Consider the following 20196-nt stretch of genomic DNA (forward strand, 5'->3'; position numbering starts at 1 on the left):
TTTTTTGTAATCGGTGAGTTTGCAACTAAAGTCATTGAATCGCTAAGAGTTATGAAGCGCCCATCCCCCTTAGCTTTTGTCGTCGCAACTTATTGGTGGTGGCAGGACAGGGAGTCGATGACTTGTTGGCTGCTTGCCGCTGGCAGTCCGGCGACCCGGTCTCTAATCAGCGCCATTGTGGAAACAATTTCACTTTGATCCGGCGTACATTGCGCAACCAGCGCGACGATTTTTCGTTCAAGCCGCTGCTGTTCTAATGAATTCAGCTGATATCTTGATTCATTGTGGTTAGCCAGATCAAGCGAGAACCAGAGATTAAGAAAGCTGGCCAGTGCTGCATTATTACTATCAAGGGTATTGTCAGCAGAGCTTAATATTTCTAATTCACTGATAATTTGCTCTGATGTTCGAAGCTCAGATACGCCCTGAACTAAATTGCTCAGCAATGTCTCTGGTAAATCAGTACGGTAAAGTTCGGTCGAAGTGCTCGCCAGATTGCTGACTAAATCCTTATAAACCATTTGCTGAGTATCATTCTTGAGAGAGGAGCTTGCTTTATTAACTTCTATAACAATATAGGTGTTGTCAGTATAAAAACATTCAGCAGGCGATTCTTTGCTTGGGTCATTACAATCGATGCTGATGATTTTATTGTCGGCGTCTTTTTTCTCTATGGTTTTATAGACGATTCGGCCATTTTTGGGGTTGATGCTTAGCTCTGCCCAATTTGTAATATTGTGCCGATCATCTTCTCTTATGAAGGCATAATTTCCGGTTAACAAGATACCGGTTTCTAAGTTTGGATCTCCGCCGACTGGTTTCAGCTCGTAAGTGTAATGAAAAACGCGATCTTCTTGTTGGTCGGTCACCAAACTTCCAGCTAACTGAGATAGTGCTCCAGATAAGGGGGATGCTGGTGGATAGAAAGTCGAACCTAACTCACTTAAGTTTTTAATGAGTTGCTTTAATTGTTCGCCAGGCTTATCAAATTCGACGATGTAAAGATCAATGACAAAATTATTACCGTTATATTTCAGTGGCCCGTAGATGGTGCTTAGGTTTGAAAAGTTAAGCGTTTGCCCCTCTCTTACATCATCGGAAAAGAAAACGACTCGCGCATTCTCCAATCCCTTGGAGCCAAAGTTTAAGCTTTCAGTGCCTTGTTCAAAGGCATTCACTACGATCGCTATCTCGCCATTCGTAGGTTCTCCACGGAGCACACTGAGTGGCGAACGCCATTCGGTAAACTCTTGAATATACATTTGTTTGATTGAAACAACTAAGCCATCCCCGATGGCGAGCTGCGAGTTCTTGACATCTTTGGGTTTGATGTATTTTCCGGCAGTATTGTCGGTGGGGTTATAATACCGGTAGTCGGTGGCACCTTCATTAGATATTGCACAACCAGACATTAGTGCCGCAAGCAAACATAGTTTGATTAGCTTCAGAATACTCATTATTTTCCGTCCTTGTGTATGACTTATTGAGCTCAGCTCAAAACCGTTGGCTAGATGTGTTTCACATCGCTTTGTCAGCTTCGATTGACAAACTTGGCGGCCAAGTTTGTGGTGAAGCTCGACAGCTCTTAAGCGAGCATGCCTTCCTTCCATCCATGGAATTGCTTGCGGATAGCACTCATGGGCTTGACCGCTCAATTGATGAGCCTAGCCAGCATATATAAATAAACCTATCAAATAAAATGAAGGCTTGGCTAGCCATTGTTATATGCTTTGTGAAGCGGCGCTTGCTTGTGTTGCCTGGTTCCCCCTTTGGTTAATATGCCAGCTAAAACTGTTGCTGATAAAGGGCATTTTGGCAGGCATCGCGCGAGCGTCGGTGAGGCCGATTCGACCGGATCTTTGGTTCGGGACCAAATCGCAGCCATGAGGGCACTCGACACAAGCATCGTTGTTGTGGAGCGATTATTTATGACTTCCTCTCCAGTTGATCAAATATCGAGATTTCCCAAGGGCGCATCGCCAGTAGCAGTCCGGTATGGCGTCGTTTATCTAAAGGCAGGCTGGCATCCTGTTGATTGAGCGCCGCCGCTTCCTTGGTGAGTTGATTGAGTTTACGGCGAATGATTTCTATTGAGCTTGGTGAATAGTGACCGCGCAGGTAGAAACGAAAGCTATCATCATCTTCAAACCGAGAATTCATAAATTCGTTCAGCACTTGCTGTTCCATGAAACGCTCCAACGGACCGTTACTGATCCATCTAAAGTCCTGAGCGATTAGCAGTTTATAGGCATTGTTCGGCAGCAGTTGGATCATCTTTAACTTGTCGAGTCGGGCCATCAGGCGAATACATTGGTGTTGGTCGATCTGATAGCGGCTGATGATTTCGTCAAAGCTCCAACCATCGCGGACACACACCGCCACCAGCAATAATTTGTGGTCATCCATCAACTCTTGTTCTTGCTCTCTGGTGAGCTGACTTAGCTTATCTTTTTCTTGATCGGCCAATAGAAACAAATCGATCAGGTTGAGATCAACGATATGACACATTGCTTCCAGGCGCTCCAGAGAAAAACTATTGGTAGAAAACATGCGTTTAATATTGGCTTCGCTCATATGCAAACGCTGGGCGACATCTTTATAGGTGAACCCTTGCTGCTTAAATACTTGCTTGAGGGTATCGCGGATCTGCTGTAATTGGCTCATGGTATATAAATACTATACTAAATGGTCACTCATACTAAACATATTACGCCGAGGTTTACAGTAAATAGACTAATCCCTATTGTTAATTCGAACTTAACCAAGAGGGAAACATCATGAAATTATGGAAATCACTGCTCATCACCGGTATCGCTTTAAGTAGTTTCAATCTTGCCGCTGCCGACTCAGGACAGCACTTCACTCAATCGGCGAAACACTCCGCCCTTGCCGCTTCAAATGGTTTACAGGGCAGCGGGCAAGTGGTTGCCAGCGTAGTGGCAACCCCGATTGTAGTGGTGGGGGCTTCAACAGTGGTGGCTGGTAGCGCGGTACTGGCATCCGGTATGGCTTTAGCCGAGTCGGCGGATAGCTCGGTGCCTTTGGAGATTGGTGACGCCATCGTCGTGGGTTGTAACTAGTCTGCCGCTCTCAATAACAAGGATGCTCAAAATGAAAGTATTAAAACAGTTCGTCATCGTCTCAATGTTGTTCTTTACCGGTTATTGTTTGGCCGGCAGTGCGCCGGCCGATGAAGCGAAGTTTGAACCGGCAGCTATTGCTCAATTCTCCAAGCAGGTCGAGAAATACGCTGCCGCCCATCATGCCAATGTGTTCATCATTGGTCGGGTTGGGCGGCCGCAAAAAGATTTGCCCAAGGGGATCCAGTTTACTCATACCGCTTTGGCCGTTTATTCACAGTTGAAGCTCACTTCGGGAGAAACCACCAAGGGTTATGCTATCTATAATCTCTACCAGAATCAGGGAGACTTGGGTCATAGCAGTTTAGTGACCGACTATCCGGTGGATTTTTTCTGGGGAGTGGATAGTTTAAAAGCTGGCATTGTGATCCCAAAGCCTGAAGTACAAGCGGGCTTGCTGGCCTTAATTGCCAATAATCGCTATCAAACTTTGCATAATCCCAACTACTCGGTACTGGCTAACCCTTATAATGCTCAGTTTCAAAATTGTACTGAATATACTTTGGATATGCTCAACGCGGCAATTTTTGATACCACCAACCGCCAGCAACTGAAAGCACACGCTCAAGCCGAATTTAAACCGCAGGTGCTTAAAATCAATCGCTTTAAGTTGTTGATGGGCGGTTTGTTTCTCGATGAGGTCACGACTAAAGATCATACTGGTAAGTTAAAGACCGCAACCTTTACTTCGATCGCTCGCTACTTACAGCAGAAAGATTTAATTCAGGATGCGGTGGTGCTCTACCCGCACGATGCTTATCAGCCTTTACTTTAGATATATTGATTAAATCTACAATTCGTATAATTTAGGGGACGTTATGACTCAATTCATCAACAGTGAACCGCAAATTCATCAGCCAGAGAGCAACCATGTTCCGGGCCCATTTAATTTCAGGAAGAAAAGCGACATGAAACATCATCACTTGCCAAAACCCAGCGCTGCTTTTATTGCAGCCTCTTGGGCCGCCTTATTACTTGGTGCTGCGGCTTACCTACTTGGCCTATGGAATGCCGAGATGCAGCTCAACGAAAAGGGTTATTACTTTACCCTCTTGTTATTCGGATTATTTTCTTCGGTATCTTTGCAAAAGTCGGTGCGTGATAAGTTAGAGGGTATCAAGGTCACTGCAATTTATTTCTCGCTCAGCTGGTTTTCCTTGGCTGCGGCTATCGCTCTATTGGCCATAGGCTTGTTTAATGCGTCTTTAGCGCTGAGTGAGAAAGGTTTTTATGGCATGGCCTTTTGTTTGAGTTTATTTGCTGCGGTATCGGTGCAAAAAAACACCCGCGACTTAGCTTATTTTAATCAAGAGGATGAGGGCAGCAGCTCAGAGTCGCAGCCTGATGAAGTTGCGTAGTGTGGAGAATTAAACTAGCCAAAGCGGGTGATGTCTGGTTAGCTTAGCAGCTAAGCTCAGATCCGAAGGGGAAGTTTCGGCTTGCCCCTTTGCTTTAAATGAAGGAATGAACATGGCAGTGCAAGTGATCATGGCAGATTTGGCGCAGCTTGAAGCGGTTGCCGAATTGTTTGACCAGTATCGAGTTTTCTATAAACAAAACAGTGATTTAAACTTGGCTCGCGATTTTATCGCCGAACGGATGCGGCTGCAGCAATCGGTGATTTTTGTAGCTTTATCCGCTGAGGGGCGAGCCTTGGGGTTTACTCAGCTCTATCCTAGCTTTTCGTCGACTAACGCGGCGCGGATCTGGATCCTCAATGATTTGTTTGTCACCCCTGCGGCGCGTGGTCAGGGGATTGCGCCACAATTGATGAATGCGGCAAAACAGCATGCTTTAGCCACCCAGGCGGTGGCACTTGAATTAGCCACTGCCACCGATAACCATCGAGCACAGGCGCTGTATCAATCTTTAGCTTATCAGGTCGATCGTGAGTTTATTCACTACCACTTACCTCTGGAGCCAGTTCAGTGAAGGGCGAATTGTGATGCAGCAGGCCTTTGTTTTAATGGCGAACTACAATCGGCAGCTGAATCGGCAGTGTTATGCTTGCGCTGCTCAATTGAGCCAACACGACGTAAAGCAAGAGCGTGGTGCCTACTTTGGTTCGATCTTTGCCACGCTCAATCATATTTTGGTCGGGGACATCCTGTGGTTGCAGCGCTTTGCCCGACATCCTAGTGCTTTTCGTGCCTTGCAGCCAGTGTTGAGTCTGCCTGTGCCGACCGGTTTGCAGCAAATTCTGTATTCGAATTTGGGGGAATTGCAGAAGGCCCGAGAGTTGATGGATGAACTGATTATTGATTTTATCGGGCAAATTCGCCAGTCGAATTTGCAGCATCATCTGCTTTATCACAATAGCAAAGGACTGCCTTACAAAAAGAATTTTGCCAGTTTGCTCCTGCATTTTTTTAATCATCAAACCCATCATCGTGGTCAAATTAGCACCCTCTTGTCGCAATTTGGTATTGATGTGGGAGTGACCGATCTGCTGAGCTTGATTGTCAATGAAGACTAATGTTGGGAGCGCTGCAGCTCGCTTTCATCGAGTCTTAATATATCTTGCTGCCATTGTTCGGCAACAAAATCGATAAATTGTCGAACCAGTGGAGATTGATAGCTGCGCGACAAATACACCGCCCATAAGGCGTGCTGTGGCAGGTGGTACTCATTGAGTATCGGCTGCAACTTTCCAGCCCTGATCAAGGGATTCGCCTGATCGCAGGGCAGTAAAATTATCCCTCGACCTTTTAGCGCTGCATTCAGGAGCAGGCCCATTTCGTTGGCTTGCAGGGTACCGGAAACCTCCACTTTATAGCTTTGCTGGTGGCGAATAAACTCCCATTGCTTATGTCCGAGGTGGAGCAAACAATTATGCTGTTTCAAGGCATTTAAGTCGCTGGGGCGACCAAACTGTTTCAGATAGGCGGGGGCGGCACAAATGACCGAGTCCACTCGCATCAGGCGGCGCGCGATCAACTGTTCATCGGGGGCTTGGGTATAACGAAAAGCTATGTCTACCCGCTCATCCACCAGTTGGGTGAAGCGATCCGAAGCGACGATGTCGATATTGACTTCAGGGTGGCGCTGGCAGAACTGGGTGACTACATCCAGCAATATATTTTGTGAGAAGGCCACTGGGGCGGTGAGCCGAATGCTGCCCATCAAGCGGCCAATTTGTTGCTGAGCTTGTAGTTGCATCGCCACCGTTTGAGCGATGATCTGCTCACAGTGGCGCAGCGCTGTTTCACCAGCCGAGCTCAGGCTGACCTTGCGGGTGGTGCGGTGTAATAGCCGTTGTTTTAACCAGGCCTCTATCTCCTGCACGTGTCGTGAGACTTGTAAGCGGCTTAAGTTAAGCTGCTCTGCGGCCTTAGTGAAGCTTTGGGTATTGGCCACTTCAATGAAGCTGCGCATGGCATCGAGTTTGTCCATTAGCTTATTAGTGCTCTATTTGGATACAATATGCATCATTATTGGCTATTTATCACGAAAAACCTAGATATTAAACTGCAGCAGTTGTTAATCATTTAGAACAAAACAGAATAGGATTGATTGATATGAAAGTAGCAGTATTAGGTGCAAGTGGTTGGATCGGGAGTCATATTGCAGCAGAAGCCAAGCAGCGTGGTCATCAAGTGCTCGCCTTAGTGCGTGAGCCAGGTAAAATTACTGACCCGGCTTATGAAGTGCGTCAGTTTGACATTCAGCAGTCAGCAGATCAATTGAGCGAGCAGCTTGAAGGGGTGGATGTATTGCTGGCCTCAATTAGTGGCCGAGCCGCTGGCAACCATGAAATTGTTGCCGCTACCGCAGAGCAATTGTTGGCACAGTTACTAAACAGCAGCGTTGAGCGCTTGCTGTGGGTTGGCGGTGCTGGCAGTTTAGAAGTGGCTCCCGGCGTCACTCTCGCTTCGGTCCCTGAGTTTCCCGCCGAATATAAAGCAGAATCCACTGCGCAGGCCGAAGCGCTGCAAGTATTTAAACAAACCACCAGCTCCGTTAACTGGACCTACATCAGCCCTGCGGCTGAAATTTTTCCCGGCGATAAACAAGCGGACTATCGTATCGGTGGCGAGCAGCTGCTTAGTGATGAACAGGGCAATAGCCGGATTTCGGTGAGTGATTATGCGGTTGCAGTGATCGACGAGTTAGAAAGTGGCCGTCATCCCAAACAACGGATTGGTGTGGCTTACTAGACTAGAACTAAGTCTGAGCGCCAGCCAATGCTGGGCGCTCAGGATTGGCTTCAAGAATTAGTCAATGGCCAGTTGGTAAACCGTGGTGGTGCCGGAAACTTCGTTCCCTACCGCGATATAGTGCTGGCCGATCCGTGAGAAGTAAGTGATAGACTCCGGCCCTAAATCTCCCGCCTTCGGATTATAAGTGGCGTTGGCACAATCACCATCCTGATCAACTTGGCTACAAACTGGCTGGTTAAAGTCGCGATTATTCACAAAATCCAACAGCACTGGTGCCGCAGGTTTGGAAATGTCGTAAGCGGCGACGCCCCCTTGACGCTCTAGACCGATAAAGGCAATGGTTGCGCCGTTGATCTTGGCAACGGTGATGGCTTCGGGCTCAACGCCCTTGTCATCCGAGCGGTCATCGTTGCTTTGATTGTCATTGCTGGCGTTCCAGTGCTGTGGACTGTTGGCTAAGTCTGATAATTGGTTGCCACTATCGAAGATCCGGTTTGCGGCTAAGTCAAAAATCGAAAAAGAGCGGGCACCAAAGGTATAGATCAAGTCGTTCGGTCCGATGTTTTTATTGTCGGCGACCACCTTGATTCGACCAATGGATTTTTTGTTGGCGATGGTGCCTTTTTTGCCATATCTTGCCTGATCCATTAGCGGGTGCTTGGGATCGACGTTCAGTTTGTAGCCACGAGTTTCGTCGCTATAGGAAATACAATCATCGATATGATGCTGGTATTGCTCGGCATTCTGATGTTTGCCACCCTCTTTATAGTCATCGCCATCCCATTGGTGTCCCGCTTGTTCACATTGTTGCTGGGTGGTGGGGTAAATATACTCTCGGCCATCGCCTTCGTTGGCGGTAATCAGGTAATCCTGACCATCGATGTTAAAGCTGGCAATGGAGTCTGGCATATAATAGCCCACCAACTGCGGGTAGCTGGCTTGGCTAAATTGTTGGTCTTTGTTGCTGAGATCGAGTTTTGCGCCATCGCCCCCCGCTGCAACACTGGCCCAGCTTTTTACCCCTAGCCCCTTAATCGACTCGATCTGCGCACTGGCGATATCGATGATGGCAATGGCATTGTTCTCCTGCAAGGCCACAAGCGCTTTCCCATGTTCTGTTAAAGCGATGTATTCCGGCTCAAGATCTTGCGCGACACTGGCACCAAAGGGACTCGGCAAGCGGACATCTTTGAGTTCGCCATGCCGTGCCTGACCTTGGTTAAATGCGCTAAAGCGTACTTGATGGATTTGCGCTTGTTGGTCGCCAAACCCGTTCGCCAGATCAACGATGGTTACCGAACCTTCAGGATCTTGAGAATAATCTCCATTGGGCTCGCCTTCGTTGGCGCTAAGCAGATAACGGCTATCGGCTGTCATGGTGACCATGTCTGGCAGAGCGCCAGCGGGGTAAGTGTTTATCAGGCTTAAATCATCGGAGCGATAGAGCGCGATAATGCCGTTTTGCTGCTTGTTTTGGTTTTGAATGGCGACCGCCACAATGCCGTTTTTTGCCACCACGCTATTGGCATCGCCGATGGCGATCCCGGCTTTTTGGGCGGCGGCTTGTAAGTTAATTTTACCGTCTTTACTGGGCGCACTTTGTTCCGCAGATAAGCGCAATACATCAATACTCTGATCTTTGGCATTCACTACATAGAGCTTATCGCGACAGCTGTCATAGGAGACGATTTCTGCCGACGAGCTGGCAAACTCACTGCCGGAAAAGTGACTGCCGACGCGCTTCATTTTTAAGCTGTTTAGACCTTGTTTTTGGCTCAGAGCTGCTTCTGTGAGGCAGTTTATGTTTAGGTCTTGGATGCTTTGAATGGCACTTGCCTGAGCGGTTTGAATAGAAAAACTTGCACCGACCAGCAAGGCTAAGCTGCTGTAAATCCGTATCGTGTGGTTTGCTTCCATGTTGATCTCGAGTATTTATGAAAACCCTTAGCATAGGACAGCAATGTGGCAGTTTTGTGTCTCTGGCTCAGTGATGATACGGATACCGCTTTAAGCGGAACTCTGGGATCATCAATTTGACGGGCGTCGTGCGGGCTGGCCAGCCAAGGCAGACTCGTTGGCGATGAACTTAGCCACCGAGCGTCCCAGAGTTTGCGGATAGTAAGGCGATGGCATGGGCGTTAACTGGCCTTGAAGGTCGCTGCTATACCCGCGTTAACTTACTGAGATGGTGTTGTGATGCATCCTTCCTTGCTTGAATTACTTGACGCGGGTAATGCTGATTGAATGCTGTTGACAAAACACTTGCAGTATCGCGCCCGGCCTTAGTTGTTCGATTTGAGATTGATGCACAGCATCAAAACCGCGCTGTTGCCAGCTACGTTGCTTCAGTTCGGCTTCGCCCAGTGGATAAATATCTTGCTGGCTGAGGCTATCATGTCGCGAAATGATCCAGACACGTTGTTGCTCCACCATGACACTGGTGAAGGCTTGTTTGAGTTTCCAGCCAAGGCGTTTGAGCATTTGAGGCTCCTTAAAAATGAACGTCAGTTATACCATAGCCGGATCTTGAAAAACCAATGCCTTCTTTGAGTGCGGGTGCGAGCTCTTAGATCGAACACTCACTCGAGGATTGCCTCCACACCTCCGACCAGATACAATTGTTTTTAACAAAATATTAACAAGGCGTATGGTATGCATATTGATAGACTCTTGGCCGAAATTGCCGAGCGAGTCCCGCAGGGCAAGACACTGACGATATCGAGTTGCTGGACTCAAGGGCGAACCGTATTTGGTGGGCTTTCCGCCGCACTATTGTCTGATGCGATGCAAACTCTCGTGAGTGATTCGCAACGACTATTACGCTCTCTCAGCACCAGTTTTGTTGGCCCCTTATTGGCTGATATGCCTTTTTCGATAGAACTTGAATTACTTCGTACAGGAAACAACGCTAGCCACATCAATGCCAGAATCGTTCAAGCAGGGCAGGTGGCGGTGACTCAACAAGCTAGTTTCGCTCTGCCTCGCAACTCTCGACTGGTGGTAAACTCTCAAATGGGTCACCAGTTGTCGTTGCCTGAGCGTTTAGCGATTTTACCAGATGTAGAGGGGCTGAGCCCTCGTTATATGCAGCATATTGATTTGGCGCTTGCCGCGGGTGGCTTACCTTATAGCGCCAGTCAGGATTCCCATTTACATGGTTGGATGCGCTTTAAACAGCCGCCTCGAGCCTTCAGTGACGCCCATCTGATTTGTTTAGTGGATGCCTGGCCACCAGCCGTGATTCAGATGATGAAACAACGCGCTCCCGCCAGTTCCATGACTTGGAATCTGGAGTTTGTTCATCCACAGCGCACGGTTGCCGCAAGTGATTGGTTAGCTTATCAGGCCCAGACTCGCCAAGCTGCCGATGGGTATGCGCATTGTGAAGCCAATATTTGGGATCGAGATGGCGAACTGCTCGCCATTAGCCGCCAAATGGTGACGGTATTTGATTAGTCGACAGGGGCTGCAGGCTACCTCCGGCTACCCAACTATATTTATGCATGAAGGGCGTAAATGGCATGATCAACGATTCGCCCATTTAGATTTTCTGCATTAGAAATAACCCCTTCTAGTTTCAGACCTAAACGTTCACAGACGGCTCTACTCGCCAAATTCTCTGTAGCGGCGGATATTTCAACTTTATGCATTTGTAATTCATCAAATGCAATGTCTATCAGTTTTTTACAAACACGAGTCATAATTCCATTGCCTTGAGCGGATTCTATAAGCCAATAACCAATGTCGACTTTTTTTAATTCGTGATTAATCGTGTTGAAGGAGACATTACCAACGAGTATTTCATTGTAAAATACGCCACAGACCATTGATTTCCCATCGGCGTAATCATGAAGAGATTTTTGGATAAACGAAGCAAAGTCCTGCTCCGTTTTACAGTGTGGAGGCCACACTAACCACTGCTCAAGATAGGGTAAATTTTCTTGGGCCAATTGAGCGTATATTGGAGCAAAAGACTTTTGAACCAATGACAACTTAATATCATTATCTACTTTTAAACTGAACAAGAGTCACTCCTTAAATATCAGAGACGGCCTTTTTGATGCGCTAGTGTATGTCCCGCAGCGGCATGAATGCAGTGAAAAACCTTTGCAGGAGGCTCACCGTGTAATGATTAAACGCGAAGGACTCGCGAATGGCAAGGGCATTACCGTGAGGGAATGCCTGAAGAAAGCCAAAGGTTTTTTTATCTAAAGAGAGGGCGAGCTAATGAAAAACATCATATGCGGCATAGGCTGGAGGCGAGTTGGCACAAGACAACGAAGCCAAGCTATCTAACGGTCACCGTAAATGATGCAGCAGTGTGCGAGAAAAGAGAAAGTGCATGTTCTACTTCTTATAAACAAAGAGTGGGGAGGTCTGCTTAACCAGCGAACGTTTAACTCACTCGTTCTATATCCGACCGGACTTAGGAACGGTGGCGCCAAAACAGAAGCCATCACTGGGGTACAAAGGGGCTAATCGACCGTTGTATCTTAAACACTTTCAGGAAACGCCCTGTGCGGGGCCGCATACGGGGGCTTGAGGTTACCGGCTACCCGATGAGGCCTTTTTAAAACATTGACCATGCATCTAGGCCAAGACTCTCGATACAGGGAACAAGTACATCAGCTAAGAACTCTTTCTCTTCAGTATCTAAGTCATCCCAAGGTAAATCATCTACCAGATCGTTTACATCCGAAAACCTTTGCTCTGCATCTTCAACTAAAATGCCAACTGATTTCAACTTATCAAGGAAACAGATAGTAGTTTCATTTAATAGCTTAACGACTTCAGGAACTGAAATGTTTAACCCTCGTGATTCCCATGCTTCAAGGGAATAATTGTCAGTCGCTTTAGCTTTAGTAATAATTTGTTCAAAATTGCTCATTAAACACTCCCTTTAGAGCGCCTATACTTGTTAGCACTAAACTCTTTTCAGAGGCAAGTGCGGTGGTTCTGGGAGTTCAACAGTAATTTGGTCTTCAAGTTTGACTATCCCACCTTTTATCACTGTAGCCATAATGCCGGCTTTCCTTATCAAGTTTCCCTCAGCATCTTTATCCAAAACTGCTTTAGTTAATCCTTTTTGATAGTTATCGAGTTGTGCACAAGGGTTTCTTAAACCAGTGACTCGAAGAACAACATTTTCACCTAGCTTGAGTACTGTGTTTGTTGGGAGAGAAAGGAGTTCTAGGCCTTCGGTTAGAACATTTTCACCAATGGTACCAGCTTCAATTTCAAAACCTTTATCTCTTAGTTCTACAAAAAGTTCAGAATGGAGCAAGTGAACTTGACGAAGGTTTGGTTGTGATGGGTCAGCTTTGACACGCGACCTATGTTTAACAGTCTTGCCGCAATGAGCATCCCCTTCTATTCCCATCCCTTTAAGAAAGCATAATGATTCATATGTTTTCTTGGAGAAATTATGTCCTTCATCTTTTGATAGTGATACGACTTTCATAACATCATCCTTTTGCTGGCACGTATTGTTAGAATTTTGATTACACAAATTTGCACATTCCCAAACCAAGTCGGTTACCATTCTTTACTGAATAAGCATATTTTGCATAGAACTCTTCTTTACCTTTTGCTGACAGCAAACCTATTGTTGCCCCGACTCACATGCTAAATTCAAGTATTTTTCTATGAGGCACATTATTTCAGATCCAAGGCCTTGTCTCCGGTATTCTGGTTGTACGGTAACATCCTAAATATAAAAGTACATTTCTCCATCATCAACAACACGACCTGTAGTTATGAGTTCACCTGAACTATAAATGATTGCCCAAAATAATGAGTTATTAATACTATTGAAAATGACTTTTTCTGAAGGAGTCGCCCACCCAATTTATTCCCGTATTTTCAGAAATTCTTGAGCTGTAGGAGCACTTTTTTTCTTCATATAAATTCCAATATGCCACCAAAATAGGTCTGTGAATTTCAATGGATTATTAATTTTTGAGATTTTTTATTGATAAGCTTTATTTTTTCTAGTTTAATGGATTTTATTTTTAATAAGGTGGAATTTATGAGCATAGACTCTCTAATCTCAACCAAACTCAAAAGGTTACGTAAGAGACAAAACTTAACGCTAGACTCCTTAGCGGAGCGAAGTGGCATTAGTCGATCAATGATTTCGTTGATTGAACGTGGTCAATCAAGTCCAACCGCAACGGTACTAAACAAATTGGCTGATGCCTTGGGGATCTCTCTTCCAGAACTGTTTTCTGATGACTCAGAAAAGGCCAGCAATGACTCTCTATCGGTGTCTAATTTGGAGACGCAAAAAACCTGGCGAGATCCAGAGTCTGGTTACATTCGCCGTCAACTTACGCCGAAAAATTCCTCTTCACCAGTTGAATTAACCGAAATTATTTTTCCTCCAAAGCAAAGCGTTACTTTCGAAAACATGCTCAGACATATCGAAATACATCAGCAGGTATGGGTGATCTCGGGCGAGATTGAAATATATGATGATGATTCAACATGGCATCTCAAAGAAGGCGATTGTTTAGCATTTCAACAAAAGGAACACACCACATACTTTAACCCTAATAACACAGAAGCCAGGTATTTAATTACACTTACCAGCCTCCCGCTTTCAAGGAGAACAAATGATGGAATATAAGGTTATAACCTGTACATATGAAAAGCATGCACGAAGCATCCTAGATATATTTAATGATGCTATTGAAACATCTACAGCTTTGTACGAGTACGAAAAACTCTCAATGGAAAGTATGATTGGATGGTTTGAAACCAAAATAAACGGTGCATATCCAGTCTTTGGATTGGAATCTCTAAATGGTGAATTGATGGCATTTGCTAGCTACGGTTCTTTTAGAATGCGGCCTGCTTATAAATACTCGATTGAACATTCTATTTATGTTCATAAGGATTTCCGCGGCAATGGCCTAGGCCGAATTCTACTTGAATTGCTCATCAAATCAGCAAAAGAAAATAATTATCACGCCATCATTGGCGGTATAGATGCTGATAACCTCGGCAGTATCGCTTTACATAAAAAACATGGGTTTCAGCATGTAGGAACTCTACCTGAAGTCGGATTCAAGTTTGGCCGTTGGCTGAATTTAGTTTTTTATCAACTCGTATTAGATACCCCAACATCACCAACTGAAAAATAGAGAGTAACTATTACATAGGAGATGCTCCATGCAATCTTATACCACTTTATTTATCTTGATCGCAGCAGGTATCTCTTTGGTGATTCAAAATATCATTATGGTTAGAATTACTGATAAGGTATCTACAGTAACCATTACGTTATTACTGAATTCAATCAGTGGTCTATTTATATTGCTGATTATTCTGTGTATAAAAAATGGAATGGCAGGTATTTATGAAGCAGTACGGCATATCAGCCCAATGTCTTTACTTCCTGGGGTTTTAGGCTCATTTTTCGTATTTTCAAGCATCTTTGGCTACAAACATGTCGGTGTGGCAACAACAATAGCAGTATTAGTTGGCAGTCAATTAATATTCGGCATCATCGCCGATAGCTTCTATACTTCTTTGCCATCAAAGCACAATATAAGCACTATTGTTGGTGCGCTGTTACTTATAGCTGGCGTAGTTTTGATTGTTCAATCCAAAAAATAATCCGCATATAAATTTAGATATATGCGCAATGAATAAAGCCAGCCACCGTAAAACCTTACTAACGGTTAGGCGGCTATTTTGATGCGCTGTGTACGCCCTGCATGGGCGTCAACGAGCTGAAAGTTACCTATAGGAAGTTTAGCGTTTTGTTATTAAACGCTAAGGGCTCGCGAATGACAGGCGCATTATCGAATGCTTACCTAGCATCTCAATGTGCTTCGAGATGGATGGATTAAGTTTTGCTACTCGAAGTGAAGTGCATACAAACGGACGCGGATTCTGTATTTCAGCTAAGCGGACCTTAAGCTGACTATCAAAATCCAGAAGTTTCATAATTTCTCCTTGCTCCTGAGGCATATCAACGCCCAATTAAGGTGTGACCACGCTATAACATCAAACTAAACCATTGTACTGTAGAAAATTCAAATTGGAGTGAAATCGCCACGCGTTGCGAGTCACTCTCAAATCTTTACAAATATGAATGGCTTCGACATGTGCTGGCTTGTCAGCGAGCACATATTGCGGCGTTTATTAGCCTGAAAGGCAAGCCTTCGAGCTTGCTTGTCTTTATAATGCTGAGCTTGATACATAGATAAGGCCGATTTGCTTGATGCGAGATAACAAGAAAGCTCATCCAAGGGTGAAAAGCCTGCTTCATCCGCGCAATCAACACCGCCAGCGTTATGATTTTGTCGCATTAATTAAAACTTGCCCAGAGCTCAAGGCCTTTGTTGCGCGAAATGCCTACCAAGATCTGTCCATCGATTTCTTTAATCCTCAAGCGGTACGCTGTTTAAACAAGGCCTTGTTAAAGCATTTCTACCATATTGAGGGCTGGCAAATTCCCAAGCACAACCTTTGTCCGCCAATTCCCGGACGCGTTGATTATATCCATTATCTTGCTGATCTGCTCGGGCAGAGTCAGGGGGGAGATATTCCGCGAGGTGCCGGTGTGCGCTGTTTAGATGTTGGCGTGGGGGCGAATTGTGTTTACCCCTTGGTAGGTAGTGCGGAATATGGCTGGTCGTTTGTGGGGAGTGATATCGAAGCCGCCTCATTGCAATCGGCGCGGTTGATTGTGGATGCAAACCCGCATTTAGTGGCGCAAATAGAATTACGTTTGCAGCGCCAACCTGCTGCTATTTTTAAGGGGATGATTCAAGCCGATGAGCGTTTTGCTTTGACCTTATGTAACCCGCCTTTTCATCGTTCGGCGGCAGAGGCTCGCAGTGGTAGCCAGCGTAAGCAAAGCAACCTGAAAGCGCGTGGTAAATATCAACAAAGTTTGAATTTTGGTGGTCAAAGTAACGAGCTTTGGTGTGATGGCGGGGAGCTGAAATTTATCCAAAACATGCTGGTAGAGAGCCAACTTTTTGCAGAGCAATGCTTGTGGTTTACCAGCCTAGTCTCTAAAGAGTCCAACCTAAAAGGCATTTATCAAACGTTAGAACGATTAAAGCCGGCGCAAGTGAAGACCATCAAGATGGGTCAAGGTAATAAAATTAGTCGTTTTGTGGCTTGGAGCTTTATTTCACCCGCACAACACCGTCACTGGTTGAGTAACCCGCGCTGAGTCGATTATTTACTAGCGTAAAATGGTATGGATATTCCATCCTTCGACGAACTAAGGTATAAGGGCGCTATGAAAATACCCAAACGAATACAGCCTTTAGTTGATGATGGTCTGGTCGACGAAGTGCAAAGTCAGTTAATGAGCGGCAAAGAGGCCTCGGTGTACGTAGTACGCTGTGGGAATGAGATCCGCTGTGCCAAAGTTTATAAAGAAGCCAGCCAACGCAGCTTTAAGCAAGCGGTCGCTTATCGTGAAGGGCGTAAGGTGCGCAATAGTCGACGTGCCCGGGCGATGGAAAAAGGCTCAGGATTTGGTCGTGAGCAGCAAGAAAAAGTCTGGCAAAGCGCCGAAGTGGATGCGCTTTACAAGCTTGCTGCGGCGGACGTTCGGGTGCCTGAACCCTATGGCTGCTTTGACGGGGTATTGCTGATGGAGTTGGTGACCGATGACGAGGGCTATGTTGCGCCGCGTTTGAATGATGTGATGATGTCGGCGGAGCAAGCCGTAGAAGATCACGAAATGATGATGCGCTATGTGGTGCGCATGTTATGTGTGGGTTTGATCCATGGTGATTTGTCGGAGTTTAATGTGCTGGTGGATCAGTATGGTCCGGTGATTATCGATCTCCCTCAAGCGGTGGATGCCGCCGCCAATAATAATGCAGAGTGGATGCTGGCGCGGGATATCAACAATATGCGTGATTATTATGGTCAATATGCGCCAGAGCTATTAAAGACCGAGTACGCGAAAGAAATCTGGGCACTTTTTGAAAAAGGTGAATTAGCTGCTGAAACCGAGTTGACTGGTCAGTTTACCCAAGAGGATACGGTGGCCGACCTTGCCGCAATTATGCAAGAAATTGACTCGGCTCGAGAAGAAGAGCTGCGTCGCCGCGAACGGATTAACGAAGCCAAAAATGGTGTAGACGAGAGTAAATATAACTGGGCCGACGACGATTAAAGAAGTGGTAGAGCGTCATTTTTTTAATTGCTTAGGTACTTTTGTGTTAGCTGAGAATGACGCGTCTCGATTCAAGGTTAATCGGTGCGAAGCTAAATGCTCGTAGTGGTGGAGGCCAGAGGCTAAATACCTCAGGTTACCTGATTACACGGCATTAGATATGTGGTTATGATGTTGGCTGGTTTTGTTGTTGCCGTTGCCATTCCAATGCGACTTCACCCATTGTTTTAGGTGCTCCACGCTAAAAGCGTTGCCTTTACTTTCGGTTTATACAGCGAGTAAAGCGGCGATAAATGCCTTTACTGAGTCCTTAGCTATTGAATTAGAGCCCTTTAATATTCGAATGAATTTGGTGATACCGGGCCAGGCTCCCGCTACACGGTTTGGCGCGAATGCAAAAGCTCGCATGGAAAATGCTTTCCCAGAACCCTAGCTGGATTTAGCCAATAAAATGTTTCTGAAGAGGCCAAAACAAGCAAAAGTGACCCATTCACAAGATGTTGCTGAAGCAATCTGGCAAGCTGCCACCGTGTTGCTGGTGACGATGCGAAAGCAATGCTATTTAGCGACTAATACGTATTTTTCTACATGGGTTTGCAAGGCATTTAGCTTAGTCACGTTATTCCTTTTAAATACGAATGGCTGAAGTGAGCATTGGCGCGGCTACTCGGGTGGGTGCTTATATCTTTGATGCTATTGGGCTTGGCTGGCGGTCTAGTTCTCTTAAACGTTTTCGCACATTTATCGATTAGGCGACTTAAGTCAGCTAAAAAGCAGACTTAAGTTTTGTCATCGCGACGTAGCAATGTGAACACTGCGTCTTATTTATATAGCCCCAACTTTGATTATGAATTGGGGATATTTTTTCATCTATAAACTATCGGGTTTATTAATCATAACTTAAACATAAATTTATAAGACTGGTAATTTTTGATGCGTAGTTGATTCTTCAAACGCAGCCGCCATACCTAAAAGTTTCCCATCCTTGAAACGCTTACCAAGGAAGCTTAAGCCAACAGGGAAATTATTTGAAAATCCGGCTGGTACACTTATCACGGGTCTTCCGGTAAAGTTCGCCCAACCACAATGAGTACCTAGCTGATTAGGGTCAATCAAAGTTTCTGGATCTTCAACTTCAGCAGGTGGCAAAGAGACGGTAGGGTAAATAAGTGCATCTAGACCATATTCTTTGTAAATTTTATCAACACCTTTCGAAAACTTCACTCGACTCTCGACAGCTTCATTAAAGGTTTTAGGATCAAGCGGTTTGTTATCACTGTAGCTTAACCAGTCTTTAGTAATCGCATTCATTTTCGGGCTTTTCGCAATAAGGTCACCGTAGTTCAATACGTCAAAAGGTTCTGTTTGCTCTTTAAGTCCTTTTGGTATTTTAGCTTCGGTTCTTACGAAATAATCTTCTTTGCCGGTGGCATCCCAGTAAGAACCGGAACCGTATTCTGTCCACCAATCAGATGAAATATGAATAGCTTGTATAATAGCGCCTTGAGCGCGAAGTTCATCAAGTGCTTTCTGCATTGTCGCAGAGATCTCGGGTGTGATAGCTATCTCTGCTGTCCATCCACCGAAAGGAGCAACAACATAGCCGAGTACTTTCCCTTTCAAAGATTTATTATCGTTTAGACTATGTACCAAAGTCTCTGTCAACGCATGACCGTGAGTTAGGGCATCTTTTTGATCTTCACCAGCCATAACATCAACAACAGTTGCAGCATCAATTACGTTTTTTGCTAGCGGGCCTATGGTATCGCCAAGAGTGTTATAGTCCATTCCTGTGGTAGGAACTATACCGGGAGATGGGCGATATCCAACGAGCGAGGTGAATGATGCTACATCTGTAATCGACCCACACGACTCAGTACCAAGAGCCACTGGTGCATAACCGGCAACAACAGAAGCAGCAGAACCACCGCTTGAACCATTAATATTTTTTGTACGATCTTGAGGATTATATGTTCTTCCGCCCGCACTCGATAAGGTATCCCAAAACATAGCAAATTCAGCCATATTTGTTTTACCCATTATCAATGCACCTGCTTTGATAAGCCTATCAACCGCCACAGCGTTATGGGCAGGCTGATACTCTTTTAATGCTTCATTACCATGACTGGTTGGCATGTTAGATGTATTAATATTGTCTTTAACAAAAATTGGGACTCCAGCAAGTGAAAGACTCGATTTATCGTTTAGTTTATCTAGCGCCTTTGCTTCTTCAATCACATCGGAGTTTTGTGTGAGAATAGCATTAAAGCCTTTCTTGGAGCTTTCAATTTTGTCGATCCGAGCCATGTATGCTTGTACTAATTCAACAGCAGTAACTTTTTTATGTTTGATGTCATTAATGATTTCTGTCACGGTGTAGTTTTCTACATTTTCGACGGCATAAACATTTCCTCCAAATAGAATTGCAGCTATCGCTATGCCAAGTGCTTGCTTCCTCATGTTCATTACTCCTTAAAATGAAATTGACAAGCTTTAAAGGCATCTTCTGTGCCATACAAGACATTAGGATCAAAACAGATTAAATAGCATCCTAAATGATTATGTTTTATGCAATCATTTGATCTTATTGGTGCGTGCGGCCCTTTTTTAGTGCACTGAAATATTTAATTGACCGATTCCTCATTATTTTCAAGGGCGTGAATAATTGGTGTTATTAAATAATTGGATTGCTGGAATACTATTAAAAATAGAGAGAATAAAATATACATCAACCTGATAAAGG

The 20196-nt window shown here is 45.2% G+C and carries 22 protein-coding genes; 13 read left to right on the forward strand and 9 right to left on the reverse strand.

Annotated features, from left to right (window positions below; all coding sequences use genetic code 11):
* Nucleotides 1-89: 89 nt before the first annotated feature.
* Complete coding sequence (locus ACRRSY_RS01800; protein WP_432464264.1) at nucleotides 90-1457, reverse strand: hypothetical protein; 1368 nt, start codon at nucleotides 1455-1457, stop codon at nucleotides 90-92.
* Between the two features lie 469 nt (nucleotides 1458-1926).
* Nucleotides 1927-2664, reverse strand: coding sequence for a helix-turn-helix domain-containing protein (locus ACRRSY_RS01805; protein WP_432454909.1), 738 nt, complete (start codon nucleotides 2662-2664; stop codon nucleotides 1927-1929).
* 113 nt (nucleotides 2665-2777) lie between these two features.
* On the opposite strand from ACRRSY_RS01805, the gene ACRRSY_RS01810 reads away from it, so the two are divergent.
* From ACRRSY_RS01810 to ACRRSY_RS01830, 5 genes are all read left to right on the forward strand, one after another.
* Nucleotides 2778-3080, forward strand: a complete 303-nt coding sequence (locus ACRRSY_RS01810) for a hypothetical protein (protein ID WP_432460712.1) — start codon at nucleotides 2778-2780, stop codon at nucleotides 3078-3080.
* 31 nt (nucleotides 3081-3111) lie between these two features.
* Nucleotides 3112-3915, forward strand: coding sequence for a DUF2145 domain-containing protein (locus tag ACRRSY_RS01815; RefSeq protein ID WP_432460713.1), 804 nt, complete (start codon nucleotides 3112-3114; stop codon nucleotides 3913-3915).
* Nucleotides 3916-4048: 133 nt separating this feature from the next.
* The gene (gene yiaA / locus ACRRSY_RS01820; protein ID WP_432456113.1) at nucleotides 4049-4498 is read left to right on the forward strand and encodes an inner membrane protein YiaA; all 450 of its coding nucleotides are present in this window, start codon (nucleotides 4049-4051) and stop codon (nucleotides 4496-4498) included.
* 112 nt (nucleotides 4499-4610) lie between these two features.
* Complete coding sequence (locus ACRRSY_RS01825; RefSeq protein ID WP_432454906.1) at nucleotides 4611-5072, forward strand: GNAT family N-acetyltransferase; 462 nt, start codon at nucleotides 4611-4613, stop codon at nucleotides 5070-5072.
* On the forward strand, nucleotides 5029-5616 hold the full coding sequence (locus ACRRSY_RS01830; RefSeq protein WP_432464265.1) for a DinB family protein: 588 nt from the start codon (nucleotides 5029-5031) through the stop codon (nucleotides 5614-5616). Before ACRRSY_RS01825 ends, ACRRSY_RS01830 begins: the two co-directional genes overlap by 44 nt.
* Here ACRRSY_RS01830 and ACRRSY_RS01835 read toward each other — a convergent pair.
* Entirely contained in the window at nucleotides 5613-6533 is a 921-nt protein-coding gene (locus ACRRSY_RS01835) for a LysR family transcriptional regulator (RefSeq protein ID WP_432454904.1), read from the reverse strand. The genes ACRRSY_RS01830 and ACRRSY_RS01835 overlap by 4 nt on opposite strands.
* Before the next feature lie 125 nt (nucleotides 6534-6658).
* On the opposite strand from ACRRSY_RS01835, the gene ACRRSY_RS01840 reads away from it, so the two are divergent.
* Nucleotides 6659-7297: an NAD(P)-dependent oxidoreductase gene (locus tag ACRRSY_RS01840; RefSeq protein WP_432454903.1), complete on the forward strand. Its 639-nt coding sequence runs from the start codon at nucleotides 6659-6661 to the stop codon at nucleotides 7295-7297.
* 57 nt (nucleotides 7298-7354) lie between these two features.
* On the opposite strand, the gene ACRRSY_RS01845 is transcribed toward ACRRSY_RS01840, so the two are convergent.
* Both ACRRSY_RS01845 and ACRRSY_RS01850 read right to left on the reverse strand, forming a co-directional pair.
* Nucleotides 7355-9217: a choice-of-anchor I family protein gene (locus tag ACRRSY_RS01845; RefSeq protein ID WP_432464266.1), complete on the reverse strand. Its 1863-nt coding sequence runs from the start codon at nucleotides 9215-9217 to the stop codon at nucleotides 7355-7357.
* 300 nt (nucleotides 9218-9517) lie between these two features.
* Nucleotides 9518-9781, reverse strand: coding sequence for a hypothetical protein (locus ACRRSY_RS01850; protein ID WP_432454900.1), 264 nt, complete (start codon nucleotides 9779-9781; stop codon nucleotides 9518-9520).
* 171 nt (nucleotides 9782-9952) lie between these two features.
* Here ACRRSY_RS01850 and ACRRSY_RS01855 point away from each other — a divergent pair, with 171 nt between their 5' ends.
* Nucleotides 9953-10756: an acyl-CoA thioesterase gene (locus ACRRSY_RS01855; protein WP_432454899.1), complete on the forward strand. Its 804-nt coding sequence runs from the start codon at nucleotides 9953-9955 to the stop codon at nucleotides 10754-10756.
* 41 nt (nucleotides 10757-10797) lie between these two features.
* On the opposite strand, the gene ACRRSY_RS01860 is transcribed toward ACRRSY_RS01855, so the two are convergent.
* The 3 genes from ACRRSY_RS01860 to ACRRSY_RS01870 form a co-directional block, all read right to left on the reverse strand.
* Nucleotides 10798-11325, reverse strand: coding sequence for a GNAT family N-acetyltransferase (locus ACRRSY_RS01860; protein WP_432460718.1), 528 nt, complete (start codon nucleotides 11323-11325; stop codon nucleotides 10798-10800).
* Nucleotides 11326-11870: 545 nt separating this feature from the next.
* A complete protein-coding gene (locus tag ACRRSY_RS01865) occupies nucleotides 11871-12188 on the reverse strand; it encodes a hypothetical protein (protein WP_432460720.1) in 318 nt (105 codons plus the stop codon).
* Between the two features lie 36 nt (nucleotides 12189-12224).
* The gene (locus ACRRSY_RS01870) at nucleotides 12225-12761 is read right to left on the reverse strand and encodes an MOSC domain-containing protein (RefSeq protein WP_432454894.1); all 537 of its coding nucleotides are present in this window, start codon (nucleotides 12759-12761) and stop codon (nucleotides 12225-12227) included.
* 567 nt (nucleotides 12762-13328) lie between these two features.
* Here ACRRSY_RS01870 and ACRRSY_RS01875 point away from each other — a divergent pair.
* The 6 genes from ACRRSY_RS01875 (at nucleotide 13329) to ACRRSY_RS01900 (ending at nucleotide 17886) form a co-directional block, all read left to right on the forward strand.
* Nucleotides 13329-13928: a helix-turn-helix domain-containing protein gene (locus ACRRSY_RS01875; protein WP_432464267.1), complete on the forward strand. Its 600-nt coding sequence runs from the start codon at nucleotides 13329-13331 to the stop codon at nucleotides 13926-13928.
* Complete coding sequence (locus ACRRSY_RS01880; RefSeq protein ID WP_432454892.1) at nucleotides 13915-14445, forward strand: GNAT family N-acetyltransferase; 531 nt, start codon at nucleotides 13915-13917, stop codon at nucleotides 14443-14445. Before ACRRSY_RS01875 ends, ACRRSY_RS01880 begins: the two co-directional genes overlap by 14 nt.
* Before the next feature lie 28 nt (nucleotides 14446-14473).
* The gene (locus tag ACRRSY_RS01885) at nucleotides 14474-14920 is read left to right on the forward strand and encodes a DMT family transporter (RefSeq protein ID WP_432454890.1); all 447 of its coding nucleotides are present in this window, start codon (nucleotides 14474-14476) and stop codon (nucleotides 14918-14920) included.
* 610 nt (nucleotides 14921-15530) lie between these two features.
* Nucleotides 15531-16493 carry a 23S rRNA (adenine(1618)-N(6))-methyltransferase RlmF gene (gene rlmF / locus ACRRSY_RS01890; protein WP_432464268.1) on the forward strand — a complete coding sequence of 321 codons (963 nt, stop codon included), beginning with the start codon at nucleotides 15531-15533 and terminating at the stop codon, nucleotides 16491-16493.
* A gap of 69 nt (nucleotides 16494-16562) precedes the next feature.
* Nucleotides 16563-17453, forward strand: a complete 891-nt coding sequence (locus tag ACRRSY_RS01895; RefSeq protein ID WP_432454886.1) for a PA4780 family RIO1-like protein kinase — start codon at nucleotides 16563-16565, stop codon at nucleotides 17451-17453.
* Nucleotides 17454-17703: 250 nt separating this feature from the next.
* Nucleotides 17704-17886: an SDR family NAD(P)-dependent oxidoreductase gene (locus ACRRSY_RS01900; RefSeq protein WP_432464269.1), complete on the forward strand. Its 183-nt coding sequence runs from the start codon at nucleotides 17704-17706 to the stop codon at nucleotides 17884-17886.
* 479 nt (nucleotides 17887-18365) lie between these two features.
* Here the strand turns inward: ACRRSY_RS01900 and ACRRSY_RS01905 are convergent, their stop codons facing one another.
* A complete protein-coding gene (locus tag ACRRSY_RS01905; protein ID WP_432464270.1) occupies nucleotides 18366-19913 on the reverse strand; it encodes an amidase in 1548 nt (515 codons plus the stop codon).
* Nucleotides 19914-20196: the final 283 nt, after the last annotated feature.

This window comes from Agarivorans sp. QJM3NY_33 (genome assembly GCF_050870865.2).
GTDB lineage: Bacteria > Pseudomonadota > Gammaproteobacteria > Enterobacterales > Celerinatantimonadaceae > Agarivorans.